The 14,390-nt window shown below is 66.4% G+C and carries 10 protein-coding genes; 5 read left to right on the forward strand and 5 right to left on the reverse strand.

What is annotated here, in order from left to right:
* Nucleotides 1-92 precede the first annotated feature (92 nt).
* The 3 genes from J4O76_RS13525 to J4O76_RS13535 all read right to left on the reverse strand — a co-directional run bounded on the left by J4O76_RS13525 (nucleotide 93) and on the right by J4O76_RS13535 (nucleotide 4,609).
* Complete coding sequence (locus J4O76_RS13525; RefSeq protein ID WP_426282374.1) at nucleotides 93-2,510, reverse strand: ABC transporter permease; 2,418 nt, start codon at nucleotides 2,508-2,510, stop codon at nucleotides 93-95.
* A gap of 126 nt (nucleotides 2,511-2,636) precedes the next feature.
* Nucleotides 2,637-3,317 (reverse strand): ABC transporter ATP-binding protein, encoded by a 681-nt coding sequence (locus tag J4O76_RS13530; protein WP_056481307.1) that lies wholly within the window; start codon nucleotides 3,315-3,317, stop codon nucleotides 2,637-2,639.
* Nucleotides 3,318-3,325: 8 nt separating this feature from the next.
* Nucleotides 3,326-4,609, reverse strand: a complete 1,284-nt coding sequence (locus tag J4O76_RS13535) for an efflux RND transporter periplasmic adaptor subunit (protein ID WP_426282376.1) — start codon at nucleotides 4,607-4,609, stop codon at nucleotides 3,326-3,328.
* 126 nt (nucleotides 4,610-4,735) lie between these two features.
* On the opposite strand from J4O76_RS13535, the gene J4O76_RS13540 reads away from it, so the two are divergent.
* The 3 genes from J4O76_RS13540 to J4O76_RS13550 all read left to right on the forward strand — a co-directional run bounded on the left by J4O76_RS13540 (nucleotide 4,736) and on the right by J4O76_RS13550 (nucleotide 7,565).
* On the forward strand, nucleotides 4,736-5,968 hold the full coding sequence (locus tag J4O76_RS13540) for a sigma-54-dependent transcriptional regulator (RefSeq protein WP_426282377.1): 1,233 nt from the start codon (nucleotides 4,736-4,738) through the stop codon (nucleotides 5,966-5,968).
* Nucleotides 5,958-7,154, forward strand: coding sequence for a sensor histidine kinase (locus J4O76_RS13545; RefSeq protein WP_426282379.1), 1,197 nt, complete (start codon nucleotides 5,958-5,960; stop codon nucleotides 7,152-7,154). The genes J4O76_RS13540 and J4O76_RS13545 overlap by 11 nt, the downstream gene beginning before the upstream one ends.
* Nucleotides 7,155-7,415: 261 nt before the next feature.
* Entirely contained in the window at nucleotides 7,416-7,565 is a 150-nt protein-coding gene (locus J4O76_RS13550) for a hypothetical protein (RefSeq protein ID WP_426282380.1), read from the forward strand.
* A gap of 30 nt (nucleotides 7,566-7,595) precedes the next feature.
* Here the strand turns inward: J4O76_RS13550 and J4O76_RS13555 are convergent, their stop codons facing one another.
* Nucleotides 7,596-9,095, reverse strand: coding sequence for an MFS transporter (locus J4O76_RS13555; RefSeq protein ID WP_426282382.1), 1,500 nt, complete (start codon nucleotides 9,093-9,095; stop codon nucleotides 7,596-7,598).
* A gap of 136 nt (nucleotides 9,096-9,231) precedes the next feature.
* Between J4O76_RS13555 and J4O76_RS13560 the strand changes: the two genes are divergently transcribed.
* Nucleotides 9,232-9,912, forward strand: coding sequence for a DUF6445 family protein (locus J4O76_RS13560; protein WP_426282384.1), 681 nt, complete (start codon nucleotides 9,232-9,234; stop codon nucleotides 9,910-9,912).
* A 239-nt stretch (nucleotides 9,913-10,151) separates the two neighbouring features.
* Here J4O76_RS13560 and J4O76_RS13565 read toward each other — a convergent pair whose 3' ends face one another.
* Nucleotides 10,152-11,174, reverse strand: a complete 1,023-nt coding sequence (locus J4O76_RS13565) for a LacI family DNA-binding transcriptional regulator (RefSeq protein WP_426282457.1) — start codon at nucleotides 11,172-11,174, stop codon at nucleotides 10,152-10,154.
* A gap of 212 nt (nucleotides 11,175-11,386) precedes the next feature.
* Here J4O76_RS13565 and J4O76_RS13570 point away from each other — a divergent pair, with 212 nt between their 5' ends.
* A complete protein-coding gene (locus J4O76_RS13570) occupies nucleotides 11,387-14,338 on the forward strand; it encodes a TonB-dependent receptor (protein WP_426282386.1) in 2,952 nt (983 codons plus the stop codon).
* Nucleotides 14,339-14,390: the final 52 nt, after the last annotated feature.

Here is a 14,390-nt window from a genome sequence, read left to right on the forward strand (position 1 = left end):
GCGCCCGCCCGCCCATGTTGAGGACGGCGTGTAGCCGATGCCGGGCGAGCGAACGGTACAACGTCGGGAAGGCTGAGGACATCGACCGGCCCCTATTCGTGGCGTAACGCGCGCGCGGGCTCGGAGCGAGCGACGCGCCAGGCCTGCCCGAAGACGGTTGCGCTCGCGATCAGCGCCGCGGCGAGCGAGGCGCCGACGAAGAACAACGGCGACAGCGCGATCCGGTCGTCGAACCCACCGAGCCAACGCTGCATCGCGACATAGGCGAGTGGCCACGCGACGAGGTTGGCGAGGATCACGGGGCGCAGGAACTGCCCGATCAGAAGCCGCAACACCTCGGCGGTCGAGGCGCCGAGCGTCTTGCGGATGCCGATCTCCTTCACCCGCCGCGCGGTGTCGAACGCCGCCAGCCCGTAGAGCCCGATGCAGCCGATCAGGATCGCCAGCACCGCACCGATCGTGAACAGCCGCGAGCGTTGCGCATCCGCCTTGTAATAGCGCTGGTACAGATTGTCCTCGACCGAGCGCGCTTCGAATGGAACGCCGGGAACGACGCGCTTCCACGCCGCCTCGAGTGCCGCCATCATCGTCTTCGCATCGCGGCCGGCATAGCGCACCGCCGCGAACGGCGAGAGGATGTCGACGGTGTTGTAGGTGTAGGCGACCGGCGTGACGGCATCGCGCGGGCTCCTGAAGCGCAGATCGTCGACTATGCCGATAATGATCGAGTCCCGTTCGCCGTCGTTGATCGCCTGCCCCAGTGCTGCGGCCGGCGACGCAAAGCCCAGCGCGGTCACCGCGGTCCGGTTGATCACCACATTTGGCCCTGCCCGCTTGCGTTCGGCAAGCGTCAACAGGCCGCGGTCGTCGGCATGCGCGGCGTCGAACAAGCGCCCCGCGACGAGGCGTGCGCCGTACACGCGGAAATAATCTCGGCCAGTGCCGACATCCATCAACGATATCTTGCTGCCGGACGCTCCTGCGCGACTATATCCCGAGAAATTGGTCGTGCTCTGGTCGCCCGGCGCGTTGTTGGCGACCGTCACGCCGGTGACGCCCGGTGCCGCCGCGAGGCTGCGCAGGATCGCCGCGCGCTGTGGGGAGTCGATCCCACCGGTCATCAGCGACCGCACGATCATCAACCCGTCGCGGCGAAACCCGAGATCGGCGTCACGAATATGCTCGGTTTGTTTCAGCATGACTCCGGTCGCGATGGCGAACGCGATCGCGATCGCGAACTGCACGACGACGAGCGCGCTTCGCAGCCTCGTGCCGCTACGCCCACCGCCGGGCGCGCGAGTAGAGGCTAGCACCGCGGCAGGGCGAAACCCCGACAGCACGAACGCGGGATACAGCCCCGCGACCAAAGCGATGCCCAGGACCAGCAGGACCAGCGGCAGGACGACGCCGTCCCATCCGACGTAGCGGATCGCCAGCGTCGTTCCGCCAAGCGCGTTGATGAAAGGCAGCGCGATCTCGGCCAGCGCGAGCCCGATCAGCGCCGCCACGGCGACCGTCGCCAGCGCCTCGCCCAGGAACTGGCGGATAAGCGACCGCCGCGTGCCGCCCAGCACCTTGCGCATCGCCACTTCGCGCGCACGCAGCCCGGCGCGCGCGGTCGCCAGATTGACGTAGTTCACGATGGCGATGAGCAGCGTCAGCAACCCGACCGCTCCCAAGGTCGTGACGATCGCGCGATCACCCGGACTATACAGATGCATCGCGGTGAGCGGCCGCAGCGACTGGAAATACTCGCCTTTCTTGAGATTGCCGCCGGCATAGGCATGGCGGTCGAGAAAAGCAGGCAATTGTGCCTCGAACGCCCGCGCCGCCACCGCGTCGGGAAAGCGCAGGAACGTGGTCAGCGACGCGCTACCCCAATGCTCCCACCATTCGTTGCCGAAGCGAGTCCGCGAGATTTGCGCGAACATCTCGCTCTTGAAGGTGACGTCGTCGGGCATGTCGCGCAGCACCGCCCCAACCTTGTAGGGATAGGTCGTCCCATCGATCGACAGTTGCAGCGTCCGGCCGATCGCCGACTGGCTGCCGAAATATTTCCGCGCGGTCTTCTGCGTGACCACCAGGCCGTTCGGATCGGCGAGCGTTGCCGCTGGATTCCCCTCGACCGCGGGAAAGCGCATGAGGTCGAAGAAGTTCGGGTCGACCGTGCCCAAATCCTCGGCCGTCGCCTGCCCGCCCTGCTGCACCGTCGCCGCCATGTTCATATAGCGCGTGCCGACCAGCTGCGGGTAATCCGCCTGCAGGATCTTGAGTTCGCTGCCCATCGTGTTCGGATTGGTGTCCGCCGGATAGCCCGGCATCACATAGCGTTCTTCCATCACCCACAACCGGTCTTGCTGCGGCAATACGCGGTCGTACCCGGTCTCGAACCGGACGAAGAGGAACAGCACGAGGAACGTCGCGATCCCCAGTGCGAGACCGCCGATGTTGAGGAGCGCGAACAGGCGGTGATGCGCGAGCGACCGATAGAGGCTGGTGAGTGCGGACATGGCGGTTCCTTCAGGCGTCGCTTGCGGCATCGGGGCCGGGCTTGGGGCCGGACTTGGTCGCGGCGAGATGGCGGACGAGGACCACCACGAGCAGCATCAGCACGAGCATCTGGAGCGAGCGGCGCATCAGGCGGCGCGCCGTGCCGACGACAGGATGCGGCCATCGAGCATGTGCACCGTCCGCTTGGCGATATCGGCGTGCGACGGGCTGTGCGTGACCATCACGATCGTCGCGCCCTCGGCGTTCAGCTGGCCGAGGATGTCCATCACCTGCGCGCCGTTCTCGGTATCGAGGTTGCCGGTCGGCTCGTCGGCGAGGATCAGCCGCGGCTCGCCGACGATCGCGCGGGCGATCGCCGCGCGCTGTTGCTGGCCGCCCGACAATTGGTGCGGGTGGTGGCGCTGGCGGTGGGCGATGCCCACCCTATCCATCGCCGCCGCCACGCGGTCCTTCTTCTCGCGCGCGGGCATCGTCCGATAGGCGAGACCCAGCGCGACATTCTCGGCGATCGTCAGCTCGTCGATCAGGTTGAAGCTCTGGAACACGAAGCCCAGTCGATCACGGCGCAGCTTGGCGAGTTCGGCTTCGGGCGCGCGCGCGATATCGGCCCCTTCGAACAGATACCGTCCGTCCGTGGGCCGGTCGATCGTGCCGATGATATTGAGCAGCGTCGATTTGCCGCAGCCCGACGGCCCCATGATCGCGACGAATTCACCCGCCTCGACCGCTAGGTCGATGCCGCCGAGCGCAGTCGTCTCGACCTCGTCCGAGGCATAGGTGCGGCTGAGGTCCTGTAACTGGATCATATCGAATCCTATCGGATGAGGAGGGTCTGGAAGGGCGTGTAGGTGCCGAGCGCCGTGGTCACGATCCGCTCGCCGGGGGCGAGGCCGGAGACGATCTCGACCTGATCGGGATTGCGTCGGCCGGTGACGATCGCCCGCCTGACGGCCTTCGCGTTCCCGTCGAGCACGAATGCCGTGGTACCACCCGCGTCGAGCCAGCCGCCCGACGGTGCGACCACCGCAGGCCGGTCTGCGCCGAGCACGAGCCGCACGTCGAGTGTCTGGCCGCGGTTCAGCCCCGTGGGTCCCGCACCGCGAAAGCCGAGTTCGACGCGAAACCGGCCTTCGGTCACCTGCGGCAGGATTTTGATGACCGACATCGCATAGCTCCGGTCGTCGATATCGGCCGCCGCGCCGAGCCCGACCCGAACGCGCCCGAGATAGAATTGGTCGACATCGGCAGTCAGCTTCCACCGTCCCTCGGAGTCGATCTGCCCGACCGGATCGCCGGCCTTGAGCGTCTGCCCGGGCTGGAGCGTGAAGGCGGTGAGCCGTCCCGCGACCGGCGCACGCAGCACCAATGCGGACAAGCTCGCGCGGACCATCGCCAGGCTCTCGCGCAACTGCCGCGCGGTGGCCGCGATGCCCGAGGACTGATCCGCCAGCGTCGCGCCCGCTTCCGCGGTCCCGCGGTCGAGCGCGGAAACACGCGCCTGCTGATAGCCGACATCCTCGCGCACCGGATCGATCGCAGCGCGCGTGATGATGCCCTTGTCGAACAGAACCTGCTTCTGTGCGAGCAACGTCCGCGCCTTGGACAGCGCATTGCGTGCCTCGGCCAGATCGCGCGCGCCATCCTGCCGCGTGTTCTGGACCGACAGCCGCTGGCCGCTGATTGCACTCAACTGCCCGACGATCTCCGCCGAGCGGCTGGCCACGTCGAGTTCGAGCGACGGATTGGACAAACGTGCGAGCGGCGTGCCGGCGGCGACCATCGCGCCGTCGCTGGTGGCGAGGTCGGCGACCTGCCCGCCGGAGATCGCGGTCACGAACACGGTCCGCAACGGCGCCACCTCGGCGCGGAGCGGCACGAAATCGCGGAACGGCGCGCGCACGACATCGCCGGTACGGATCGCGCCGGCATCGACGGTCAGCGCATTGGCGCCGGGCATCAGCAGCCACAGTAGCACCGCCGCAGCCACCACCGCGATTGCAAGCGCACCGCGCACGATACGCTTGCGCCGCTTGGCGTGCGGACGCTCGATACGCCGGTCCATCGCGGCGCCCGTTCCAGGCAGGGTCGTCTCTGTCATGCGGACAGTGTACGGGACGGATCGAACAGATCCTAAGCTACTGCCAATGCTGCATAATTCCGCGCCCCGTAGCTGAATCACGCACCCGACTGTACCAACTGTCCGTTTCCGGACACTATGACGGCCATGTCAACCGAATCGCACATCTTGGTCATCGACGACGATCCCGACATCGCCAAGGCCGCGCGACTGCTGCTCGAACGGCACGGCATGCGCGTCTCGACCGCAGCGAACCCGGAGGCGGCCTGGGTGCTGCTCGCCGGCGAACCAATCGACGTCATCCTGCTCGACCTCAACTTCGCGCGCGGACGGACCACCGGCGAGGAGGGGTTCGCGATGCTCGACCGGCTGATCGCGGCGGACGCGCGCGCCGTCGTCATCGTCGTCACGGGGCATAGCGGCATTGCGGTCGCCGTCCGGGCGATGCGCAGCGGCGCGACCGATTTCGTGATCAAGCCCTGGAACAATGAACGCCTGCTGACCACGGTGGAGCGCGGGCTGGCGCTGCGCCGCGCGAAGCTGGAGACAGCGGCGACACCGCCCGTCCATGACGGCATCCTGCTCGGCGAAAGCGCCGGGATCACGCGCGCGCGCGACTTGGTCGCTCGCGTCGCGCCGACCGCGGCCCCGATCCTGATCCACGGCGCTGCGGGCACCGGCAAGACGCTGGTCGCCCGACTGGTTCATCAGGCCTCACCAAACGCCAGCCTGCCGCTCATCACGGTGGACGCCGAGGCCGCGGACGCCGCCGTCATCGCCCAGCAAACGGCGGCGGCCGCTGGCGGGTTGCTGGTCATCGACCATATCGACCGACTACCTCGGGCGCTGAACGGCGTTCTCCTGTCAGCGCTCGACGGCATCCGGGTCATCGCGACTACGCGACTGGATCGCACCGGCGTTCGGGGGGCGATCGGCGAAGATCTGCTCGACCGGGTCGGAACGATCGAAATCGCCCTCCCGCCGCTCGTCGATCGCGCGGGCGATGCGGCGCTGCTCGCACGCCATTTCCTCGCGCTGTTCGCCTACCGCCACGGCAAGCCCCTCAGACCACTCGATGCGGGCGCTGTGCAGGCGATCGCGGCGGATCGCTGGCCCGACAACGTCCGCGGCCTGCGCCAGACGATGGAACGTGCTGTGCTGCTCGGCGATGGCGAGACTTACGCGGTCGGGGACCTACCGCTTTCGCCCGGCACCGCCGAGCCGCTATCGCTCGCCCCCGATCTGTCGCTCGCGCGCAACGAGGAAACGCTGATCACCGCAGCACTCGAGCGCCACGCCTTCAACGTCAGCCGCGCCGCCGCACAGCTCGGACTGACCCGCGCGGCGCTCTATCGCCGGATGGCGCGCTATGGCCTCTGACCGGATGCGAGCGGTGGTACGCGCGCTGGTGCTAGCTGCGGCTGGCGCCGGTGGTGCGGTTGCAGGCACACGCGGTCTGTACGCCACCGCGCTCCTCGCTGCGATGATCGCGATCTGGATCGCCGCACTCGACCTGGTCGATGCTGGTCAGCGCTTGCCGATGCCGGCGCCACCAGTCTCGACCCCGTCTGCTGGAGAAGAGGAACGGCGCCGTCTGACCGCCTATCTCGATCTGTCGCCTGCGCCCTTGGTCGCACTCGAAGACGGCCGGTTGCGCGCCGTCAACCGCGCCGCGCGGCGATTGCTCGGCGCAGGCGATCTGGTCGTCGATCCGCCTGAGGGGCTCGTTTCCGCGCTCGCCGACACCCGCCCCGGTCGCACCGCCACGATCGAGATCGGGCATGACACCGGCATCCGGAGCTTCGCGCTGGCCACCGGCGACCTTGCGCTGGCAGGGCGGATGACACGGATCGGCGCGCTGATCGACATCGACGCCGAACTGAAGGCCGCCGAGGCCGCGGCGTTGCGCGAGCTCGTCCAGGTTTTGAGCCACGAGATCGTCAACGCCCTCACCCCGATCGCCTCGCTAGCCGAGACCGCGGTGGCGATGCTCGACGATCCGGACCCGATGCTGCCCAAGGTACGCGACGCGGTCGAGACCGTCGCGCGCCGCGCCGCCAGTCTGCACCGGTTCGGCGAAAGCTACCGTGCGTTGGCGAAGCTGCCCGCCCCCTCGGTGGAGCGTATACCTCTGGCCGGGTTCGTCAGCGATCTGGCGGCATTGTTTACGACGAGATGGCCGGGAATCGCGTTTACGACCGACCTCCTGGACGCACCGGCCCATCTGCTGGCCGACCCGGATCAACTGACCGCGGCGCTCTGGGCGGTGCTGCAGAACGCAGCCGAGGCGTTGCACGGCTCGTTCGATGCGCAGGTCACGCTCACCATCTCTGCCTTTGTCGGCCAAACGCAGTTCACGATGACGGACACTGGCCCCGGTATTCCCGCCGCAAACCAGATCGACATTTTCCGCCCTTTCTTCACCACCAAGACCGAAGGTACGGGCGTAGGTCTGGCGCTCGCCCGGCAAATCTTCCGGGGGCACAGTGGCGATCTAAGCCTCGCTCATTCTCTCCCCGGCAACACGCGGTTCGAGGGCAATGTTCCCTCCGTTTCGTCCAGCTGAACAATCAAGGCGAATGGGACTGATAGAGGGTTTGAACACGGAGGCTAAACCAGAAGATCCACAAAGCGCAGTTCTGGGGATCTTCGGGTTCGCAACTTTCCACCCTCATTAAACGGGGCAAACGTCCGCAGCCTTGCTCGAATGATAAAGCTCGGACTACGCGGTTATATATTGTCACCTGCAGAAGGCGGCTAAGCGACTATTGCGTGCCATCCGAGCCCCGAGTAATCAGCGGGGTGCCCTGAAGATCCAGGCTGTCACATGCCGCATCGGGTCTTGAAAAATCGCCGCTTACGCAAGTCCGATCAAGGTTTCATCCCCAGCGATGGCAAGCGCACCAGACAGATCGCCGATGTCGCGCGCACCGAAGACGTCGCATACGTCGCCCACATCGCGCGGCCCTATCTCTAGCCGTCCAGCGCCGGTTTGCTGCTTCTCGCATCAGGAGAACTTATCGGGGATCTCGGGGACGCGCAGCATCGCGAGGGCTGCGAGGATCATCACGACGGCGGCGAATGCCATCGTCCAGATCGGTTCGGTCGGGAAGAACGCCTTCAGCACCGACCCCATCAGCGTCGCGACCAGCAACTGCGGCAGGACGATGAAGATGTTGAACAATCCCATGTAGATGCCGAGCTTGGCCTGGGGCAGGCTGGAGGCGAGGATCGCGTAGGGCATAGCGAGGATCGACGCCCAGGCGATGCCGACGCCGACTTCGCTGACGATCAGCAGCGTCGGATCGCGCACCATGAGGAAGCTCGCAAATCCCGCGGCGCCGCACAGCAGGCAGGCGATGTGCGTTTTCACGCGACCGATCCGGCTGGCCAACCGCGGCAGTATCAGTAACGCGACCAGCGCGGCGACGGCGTTATAGACTGCGAACAGCACACCGACCCAATCGCTGCCCGCATTGTAGGCGACGCTCGTCGCGTCGCTCGACCCGTACATGTACTGGGCGACGACGGGCGTGGTGAAGATCCACATGATGAACAGCGCGGACCAGCTGAAGAACTGGACGAGCGCGAGGCGCTTCATGACGCTGGGCATCGCGGCGAAGTCGCCGACGATCTGGCTCAGCGCGTTGTCTCCATTGCCGCCGCGCGCGAGGACGATAGCCGCGAGGCTGGCGCCGCCATAGGCGACGAGCAGGCCGCCGAGCAGGTACACTTCCTTCTGCAACGCCAGTTCGGGTACGGCGACGACGACCGCGATCCCGGCGACGATCCAGGCGATGCTGGTCGCAAAGCTGCGGCTGGCAAGCGCGCGGACCGGAGCGCTGTGTGCTTCATCGCGGTTGGACTCGGCGAACGATGCCATCTGTTCGGGGCTATATTCGCGCGTGTTGCCGACCGTCCAGAGGACCGCGAGCAGCAGTGCCGCGCCGCCGAACCAGAAGCTGTAGCGCACGGTGTCGGGAACGCCCGCCAGCGCATCGCCCGACACGCCGAGATGCGCCAGCACGAACGGGAAGATTGAGCCGACTACGGCGCCGGCGCCGATGAACGCGGTCTGGAGCGCATAGCCCGCGGTGTGCTGGTCTTTGCGCAGCATGTCGCCGACGAACGCGCGGAATGGCTCCATCGACACGTTGACCGAGGCGTCCAGCACCCACAGCGTCAGCGCGGCGAGCCACAGCATCTTCGCCTCGGGCATCACGAACAGCGCGAGTGCGGCGAGGACGGCACCGGCGAAGAAATACGGGCGGCGACGGCCGAAGCGAGTCCAGGTGCGATCGCTGTAATGGCCGATGATCGGCTGGACGAGCAGCCCGGTCAGCGGCGCCGCGACCCACAGATAGGAAAGGTCGTCGAGCGATCCGCCGAGCGTCTGGAAGATCCGACTCATATTCGCGTTCTGCAACGCGAAGCCGATCTGGATGCCGAAAAAGCCGAAGCTAATGTTCCACAGGCCGGCAAAGCCCTGGACTGGTTTCTCGGTCAAAACGCGGCTCTCCTGATCGGTCGCCACTTGTTTGCGTAGCGATCTGACGGACCGGCTTGACCCCAAGCGACCGGCAAAACAACTATGCATACGAATACCTTGCCCCGCCGCGCCGCCACACCGCATGAAGGCCTGCATGACCCAACCGCCGAAAACCACGCTTCACCTCCAGGGCCAGGAGCAGCACCCGCTGATCGCGATCGACGATTTCTGGCCGGATCCGGATGCGCTGCGCGAGGATGCGGCGAGCCTGAGGATGGCACCGATCGGCCCGCATTATCCCGGTGTCCGCGCCGAGGTGCCGCTGCGCCTCGCCGAGATGATGCGACGCCGGATCGCGCCGCTGTTGGCGGAGCATTTAAGGCTCGATCCGGCGCCGGCGGTGTCGGAAGCCTATTATTCGCTCGTCACCACGGCACCTGGCGATCTCGCGCCGATCCAGCGATTGCCGCATTTCGACGGCGTCGAGCCGGGGCGGATCGCAGTGTTGCTGTTCCTGGGTCACGGCGAACAGGGTGGCACCGCCTTCTACAGGCAGCGCGCAACCGGGTTCGAGAGCATCGACGCCTCGCGGCTCGACCGGTTCAGGACGGAACTGGAAGCAGGCGTGCAATCGCACGGCATGCCCGAAGCGTCCTACATCGCCGGCGATACGGCCTTGTACGAACGCATCGCGGTCCAGCCCGCCTGTTTCAATCGCGCGCTCGTCTATGCCGGCAACACGTTGCACTGCGCCTATCTGCCGCCGGACGTGACGCTTAGCCCCGATCCGCTGGACGGGCGGCTGACGCTCAATTTGTTCTTGTTTGACGACTGAATGCGCATGCGTGATGGGGTAGTGAGCCCGCATAATTCCAACACCCGTACCTCCCCGGCGAAGGCCGGGGCCCAGTTGAGGAGCACTGAGTAAGGGATCGCCGTCTTCATCAGTTCGGTTTGCCAACTGGACCCCGGCCTTCGCCGGGGAGGTGGTAATGGTTGGCATCACGGCTGTTTCGCGCCTCCCGCCCGTCGCCTGTGGCGCTACCACCACGTCGCGGCAGAGGGTTGTCGTCGCTAGGCCCCGCTGCTCGCGCGGATCACCAGGCGGGTCGGCAAGGGCGAGTCGTCGGACACTTCGCCGCGCAGTTTCGCCAGCAACGTCCGTACCAGCGCCTCCCCTGCCCGGCGCGCGTCCTGCGTCACGGTCGTCAGCGGCGGGTTGGTGAGTTGCGCGGAGGCGATGTCGTCGAAGCCGACGATCGCGACGTCGTCGGGGATCGATCGCCCCGCCGCCGCCAGCGCGCGCATTGCGCCGATCGCGATGCTGTCGCTCGCCGCGAAGATCGCGTCATAGTCGGCGCTGCGTCGCGCGAGTTCGGCGATCGCGTCCTGTCCGGCATCTTCGGTGGTGATCGCATCGACCTGCAATGCGTCGTCCGCCGTCAGCCCCGCAGCCGCCAACGCGTCGAGATATCCCCGATAGCGGTCCTCCAGTTCGGGGTACCGCCCGTCCGCTGCGCCCAGGAACGCGATGCGCCGTCGGCCCCGCGCGATCAGGTGCGCGGTCGCCGCCTCGCCGCCGCCGCGATTGTCCGAGCCGACCGTGATCCCGGCAGGCCCCGTACCGACCGCGCCCCAGCGCACCACCTTGGTCCCCTGCTCGGTGAGGTGATCGAGGCGCGCGCGATAGGCCTCGTAATCGCCGTAGCCGAGCAGGATGATACCGTCCGCCTTGCGGCTGTCCTGGTAATCGACGTGCCAGTCGCCCGACAATTGCTGGAACGAGATCAGCAGGTCGTAGCCGGCGCGGGCACAAGCGTGCGTGATCGAGCCCAGCATCGACAGGAAGAACGGGTTGATCGTCGACTCGTCTTCCGCTGGCTCCTCGAAGAACAGCAACGCCAGCGTGTTCGCCGACTGGCTGCGCAGCGACGAGGCGTGCTTGTCGACCGCGTAGTGCAGGCTGCGCGCGATCGCCTCGATCCGCTGGCGAGTCTGCGCGTTGACCGACTTTGATCCGCGCAACGCCCGCGACACGGTCGGCTGCGACACGCCGGCGAGTTGCGCGATGTCGAACGATGTCGGGCGGCGACCCATCGTCAGCGCCCTTGCCGGCGCCACTGGGGGCGGGCGTGGTCCTGAGGAGACACGGTTTGCATGAAACAGTGAATACGTATGCCCGTCCCTTTTGCAACGCCTCCACCCGAAATATAGCCGTGTTGCGACACCCGACGCGTCAGCACGACGTCGGGGATACCAAAACAAGCAATTGAGGATGCGCGGGATTATTCTCGCCTGAAGGGGATTTCATGAGCCAGTCTATTCCGTGCCGCCTGCGCGTCGCGTCCGGCATTTCCGCGCATGGCCGCCTCGCACTGCAAGTCAGCGCGACCGCGCTCGCCGCTGCTCTGATGCTGCCAGGCCAGGCTGCGTTCGCGCAAGCGACGCCCGGCACCGCGAATGCCAATCCGACCGCACCAGCACAGGTCGACGCGGTCCCGACCGTCGCCGCGCCGACGCCGCAGCCCGCCGATGCCGTGCCGCCCACAACCCAGGACGATGCCGCCGGCGGTGATGAGATCGTCGTCACCGGTATCCGCGCCGGCCTGGAATCCTCCGCGAAGATCAAGCGCCAGTCGGTCCTGATCGTCGACTCGATCTCGGCCGAAGACGTCGGCAAGCTGCCCGACGTGTCGATCGCGGACTCGCTCGCCCGCCTGCCCGGCGTCACCGCGCAGCGCCTTGAAGGCCGCGACCAGCGCCTGTCGATCCGCGGCCTCGGCCCCGATTTCTCGACCACGCTGCTCAACGGCCGCGAACAGGTGACGACCGGCGACAATCGCGGCGTCGAGTTCGACCAGTATCCGTCCGAGTTCTTCAAGACCGTCAACGTCTACAAGTCGGCCGATGCCTCGCTGATCGCCGCCGGCGTCGCCGGTACGGTCGACCTGCGCATGCTGCGTCCGCTCGACCAGGCGCACCGCATCATCGCGGTCAGCGCGCGGGCGCAGATGAACGGCATCGACAAGCTCAACCCGGATGGCGATCGCTACGGCTATCGCGCGTCGGCGACCTATGTCGACAAGTTCGCCAACGACACGCTCGGCATCGCGATCGGCGTGTCGGCGACGCAGACGCCGTCGCAGGACGAGCGCTACAACGCGTGGGGCTATAGCGGCGCCGGCACCGCGACCAGCCCGTTCCTGCTCAACGGCGCCAAGCCGTACGTCCAGTCGAACGAGCTGAAGCGCTATGGCGGCGTCGCCACGATCGAGTGGCAGCCGTCCGACAGCTTCCATTCGACGTTCGATGCGCTGTATTCGCACTTCGAGGAAACGCAGATCCTGCGCGGCATCGAGTTCCCGCTGGCTGGTCAGTTGACGACACCGACCTCGCCTGGCGGAACGACCGCTACCGGCGTGACAATTGCCGACGGCTTCGCGACCAGCGCGACGTTCGGCAACGTCTTCGCGGTGCAGCGTAACGACTATAACCAGCGCAAGGCGGACAATTTCTCGCTCGGCTGGAACAACGACCTCAAGCTGACCGAGACGATCCACCTGAACGTCGACGCAAGCTGGAGCCGTGCCAAGCGCACCGACTTCCTGCTCGAGACCAACACCGGCACCGGGTTCGCCAAGAGCGGCGTCGCCGACACCGTCACCGTCAAGCAGAACGGCAATGGCACCTACACCTTCTCGCCGACGTTGGATTACACCAACACCAACATCTTCAAGCTGACCGATCCGCAGGGTTGGGGCAACAACGGCACGCAGCAGGTCGTCCAGTCGGGCTTCCTCAACCGGCCGAGCTTCAAGGACGATTTGAAGTCGCTCCGCGCGAGCCTCAACGGCGAGTTCTCGGACAGCGTCGTCAAGGGCTGGGAAGCCGGCGGCAACTACAGCCAGCGCAAGAAGACCAGCGCCTACACGTCGTACTTCCTCTGCCCGACCGGCGGCGGCACCAACTGCACCGTGGCGAGCGGCTCGCCGCTGAGCGGCAACGTTCCCAGCGAAGCATTGCTCGGCAAGAACGTGGCGCTCGATTATCTCGGCATCCCACAGATGCTGACGCTCGATCCGCTGTATCTCTACAACAACTCGCTCAACGCGGCGTTCGATGGCCGTCCGTCGGCGCTGGTGCGCGACAATGTCGTGCTCGAGAAGGTCTGGACTGGCTATGCCAAGGTCACGATCGACGGCCTGGTCGGCGACAAGCCGCTCAAGGGCTCGATCGGTGCGCAGGTGGTGCATTCGGACCAGAGCTCGACCGGCCAGATCGCCAGCGTCGTCGGCGGCGCGGTGACGATCGCACCGGTGACGCAGTCGCTGAAATACACCAACTTCCTGCCATCGGCGACGATGTCGGTCGAACTGATCCCGCTGGGCTTCGTCAAGGTCGGCGCCTCGCAGACGATGGTCCGTCCGCGTCTCGATCAGGAGCGCGTCACGCAGGACGTCGCGATCAACCTGACCAACATCGGCCAGACGCCAGCCGGCCTGTTCCCGGTGTTCACGTCGACCGGTGGCAACGTCAATCTGAAGCCGTATCAGTCGACCAACATCGATCTGTCGTTCGAGAAGTATTTCAACGGCGGCGGCTATGTCGCGCTGTCGGGCTATTTCAAGCACCTCACCGACTTCGTCGATCCGAACAACTCGCTGCCCTACGACTTCTCGGCGTTGCTGCCGGCTTTGACCGCGGCGCAGCAGGCGCAGGTAATTGCGGCGGGCCAGACGATCGGCAACGTCTCGTCGCCCGCCAATACCGGTCGCGGCGAAGTGCTCGGCGTCGAGGGTACGGTGTCGCTGCCGTTCAAGGCGATCACGTCGGCGCTCGACGGCTTCGGCATCTTCGCGAGCGGCAACTACACGCAGTCGACGATCAAGTACGGCAGCAACCCGACCGAGGCGATCACCCTGCCCGGCCTGTCCAAGTGGACCGGCAGCGGCACGATCTACTTCGAGAAATGGGGCTTCCAGGCGCGCGCGAACTATCGCTACCGCTCCAGCTTCCTGGCCGAGGTCGCCGGCCTATCCGCCAACCCGACCTATCGCACCGCGCGATCGGAAGGCATCCTGGATGCGCAGATCGGGTACGAGTTCCAGAGCGGTCCGCTCGCGAACTTCGCGATCCTGGCGCAGGCGAAGAACCTGACCGACCGTCCGTTCGTGACCTACCAGAACGACGATCCGCGCCAGGTGATCGACTATCAGCGCTATGGTCGCGACTACTATGTCGGCATCACCTACAAGTTCTGATGTCGATAGCGGGGCGGTTCACGCCGCCCCGCATTTGCCCCGCAATCGCGGC

It is taken from the genome of Sphingomonas sp. NFX23, assembly GCF_049887795.1.
Classification (GTDB): domain Bacteria; phylum Pseudomonadota; class Alphaproteobacteria; order Sphingomonadales; family Sphingomonadaceae; genus Sphingomonas.

Excerpts from the sequence above, each read along its gene's own strand:
- J4O76_RS13525 (WP_426282374.1), bottom strand. The coding sequence starts at position 2,510 with ATGTCCGCACTCACCAGCCTCTATCGGTCGCTCGCGCATCACCGCCTG.
- J4O76_RS13530 (WP_056481307.1), bottom strand. The coding sequence starts at position 3,317 with ATGATCCAGTTACAGGACCTCAGCCGCACCTATGCCTCGGACGAGGTC.
- J4O76_RS13535 (WP_426282376.1), bottom strand. The coding sequence starts at position 4,609 with ATGACAGAGACGACCCTGCCTGGAACGGGCGCCGCGATGGACCGGCGT.
- J4O76_RS13540 (WP_426282377.1), top strand. The coding sequence starts at position 4,736 with ATGTCAACCGAATCGCACATCTTGGTCATCGACGACGATCCCGACATC.
- J4O76_RS13545 (WP_426282379.1), top strand. The coding sequence starts at position 5,958 with ATGGCCTCTGACCGGATGCGAGCGGTGGTACGCGCGCTGGTGCTAGCT.
- J4O76_RS13550 (WP_426282380.1), top strand. The coding sequence starts at position 7,416 with ATGCCGCATCGGGTCTTGAAAAATCGCCGCTTACGCAAGTCCGATCAA.
- J4O76_RS13560 (WP_426282384.1), top strand. The coding sequence starts at position 9,232 with ATGACCCAACCGCCGAAAACCACGCTTCACCTCCAGGGCCAGGAGCAG.
- J4O76_RS13565 (WP_426282457.1), bottom strand. The coding sequence starts at position 11,174 with ATGGGTCGCCGCCCGACATCGTTCGACATCGCGCAACTCGCCGGCGTG.
- J4O76_RS13570 (WP_426282386.1), top strand. The coding sequence starts at position 11,387 with ATGAGCCAGTCTATTCCGTGCCGCCTGCGCGTCGCGTCCGGCATTTCC.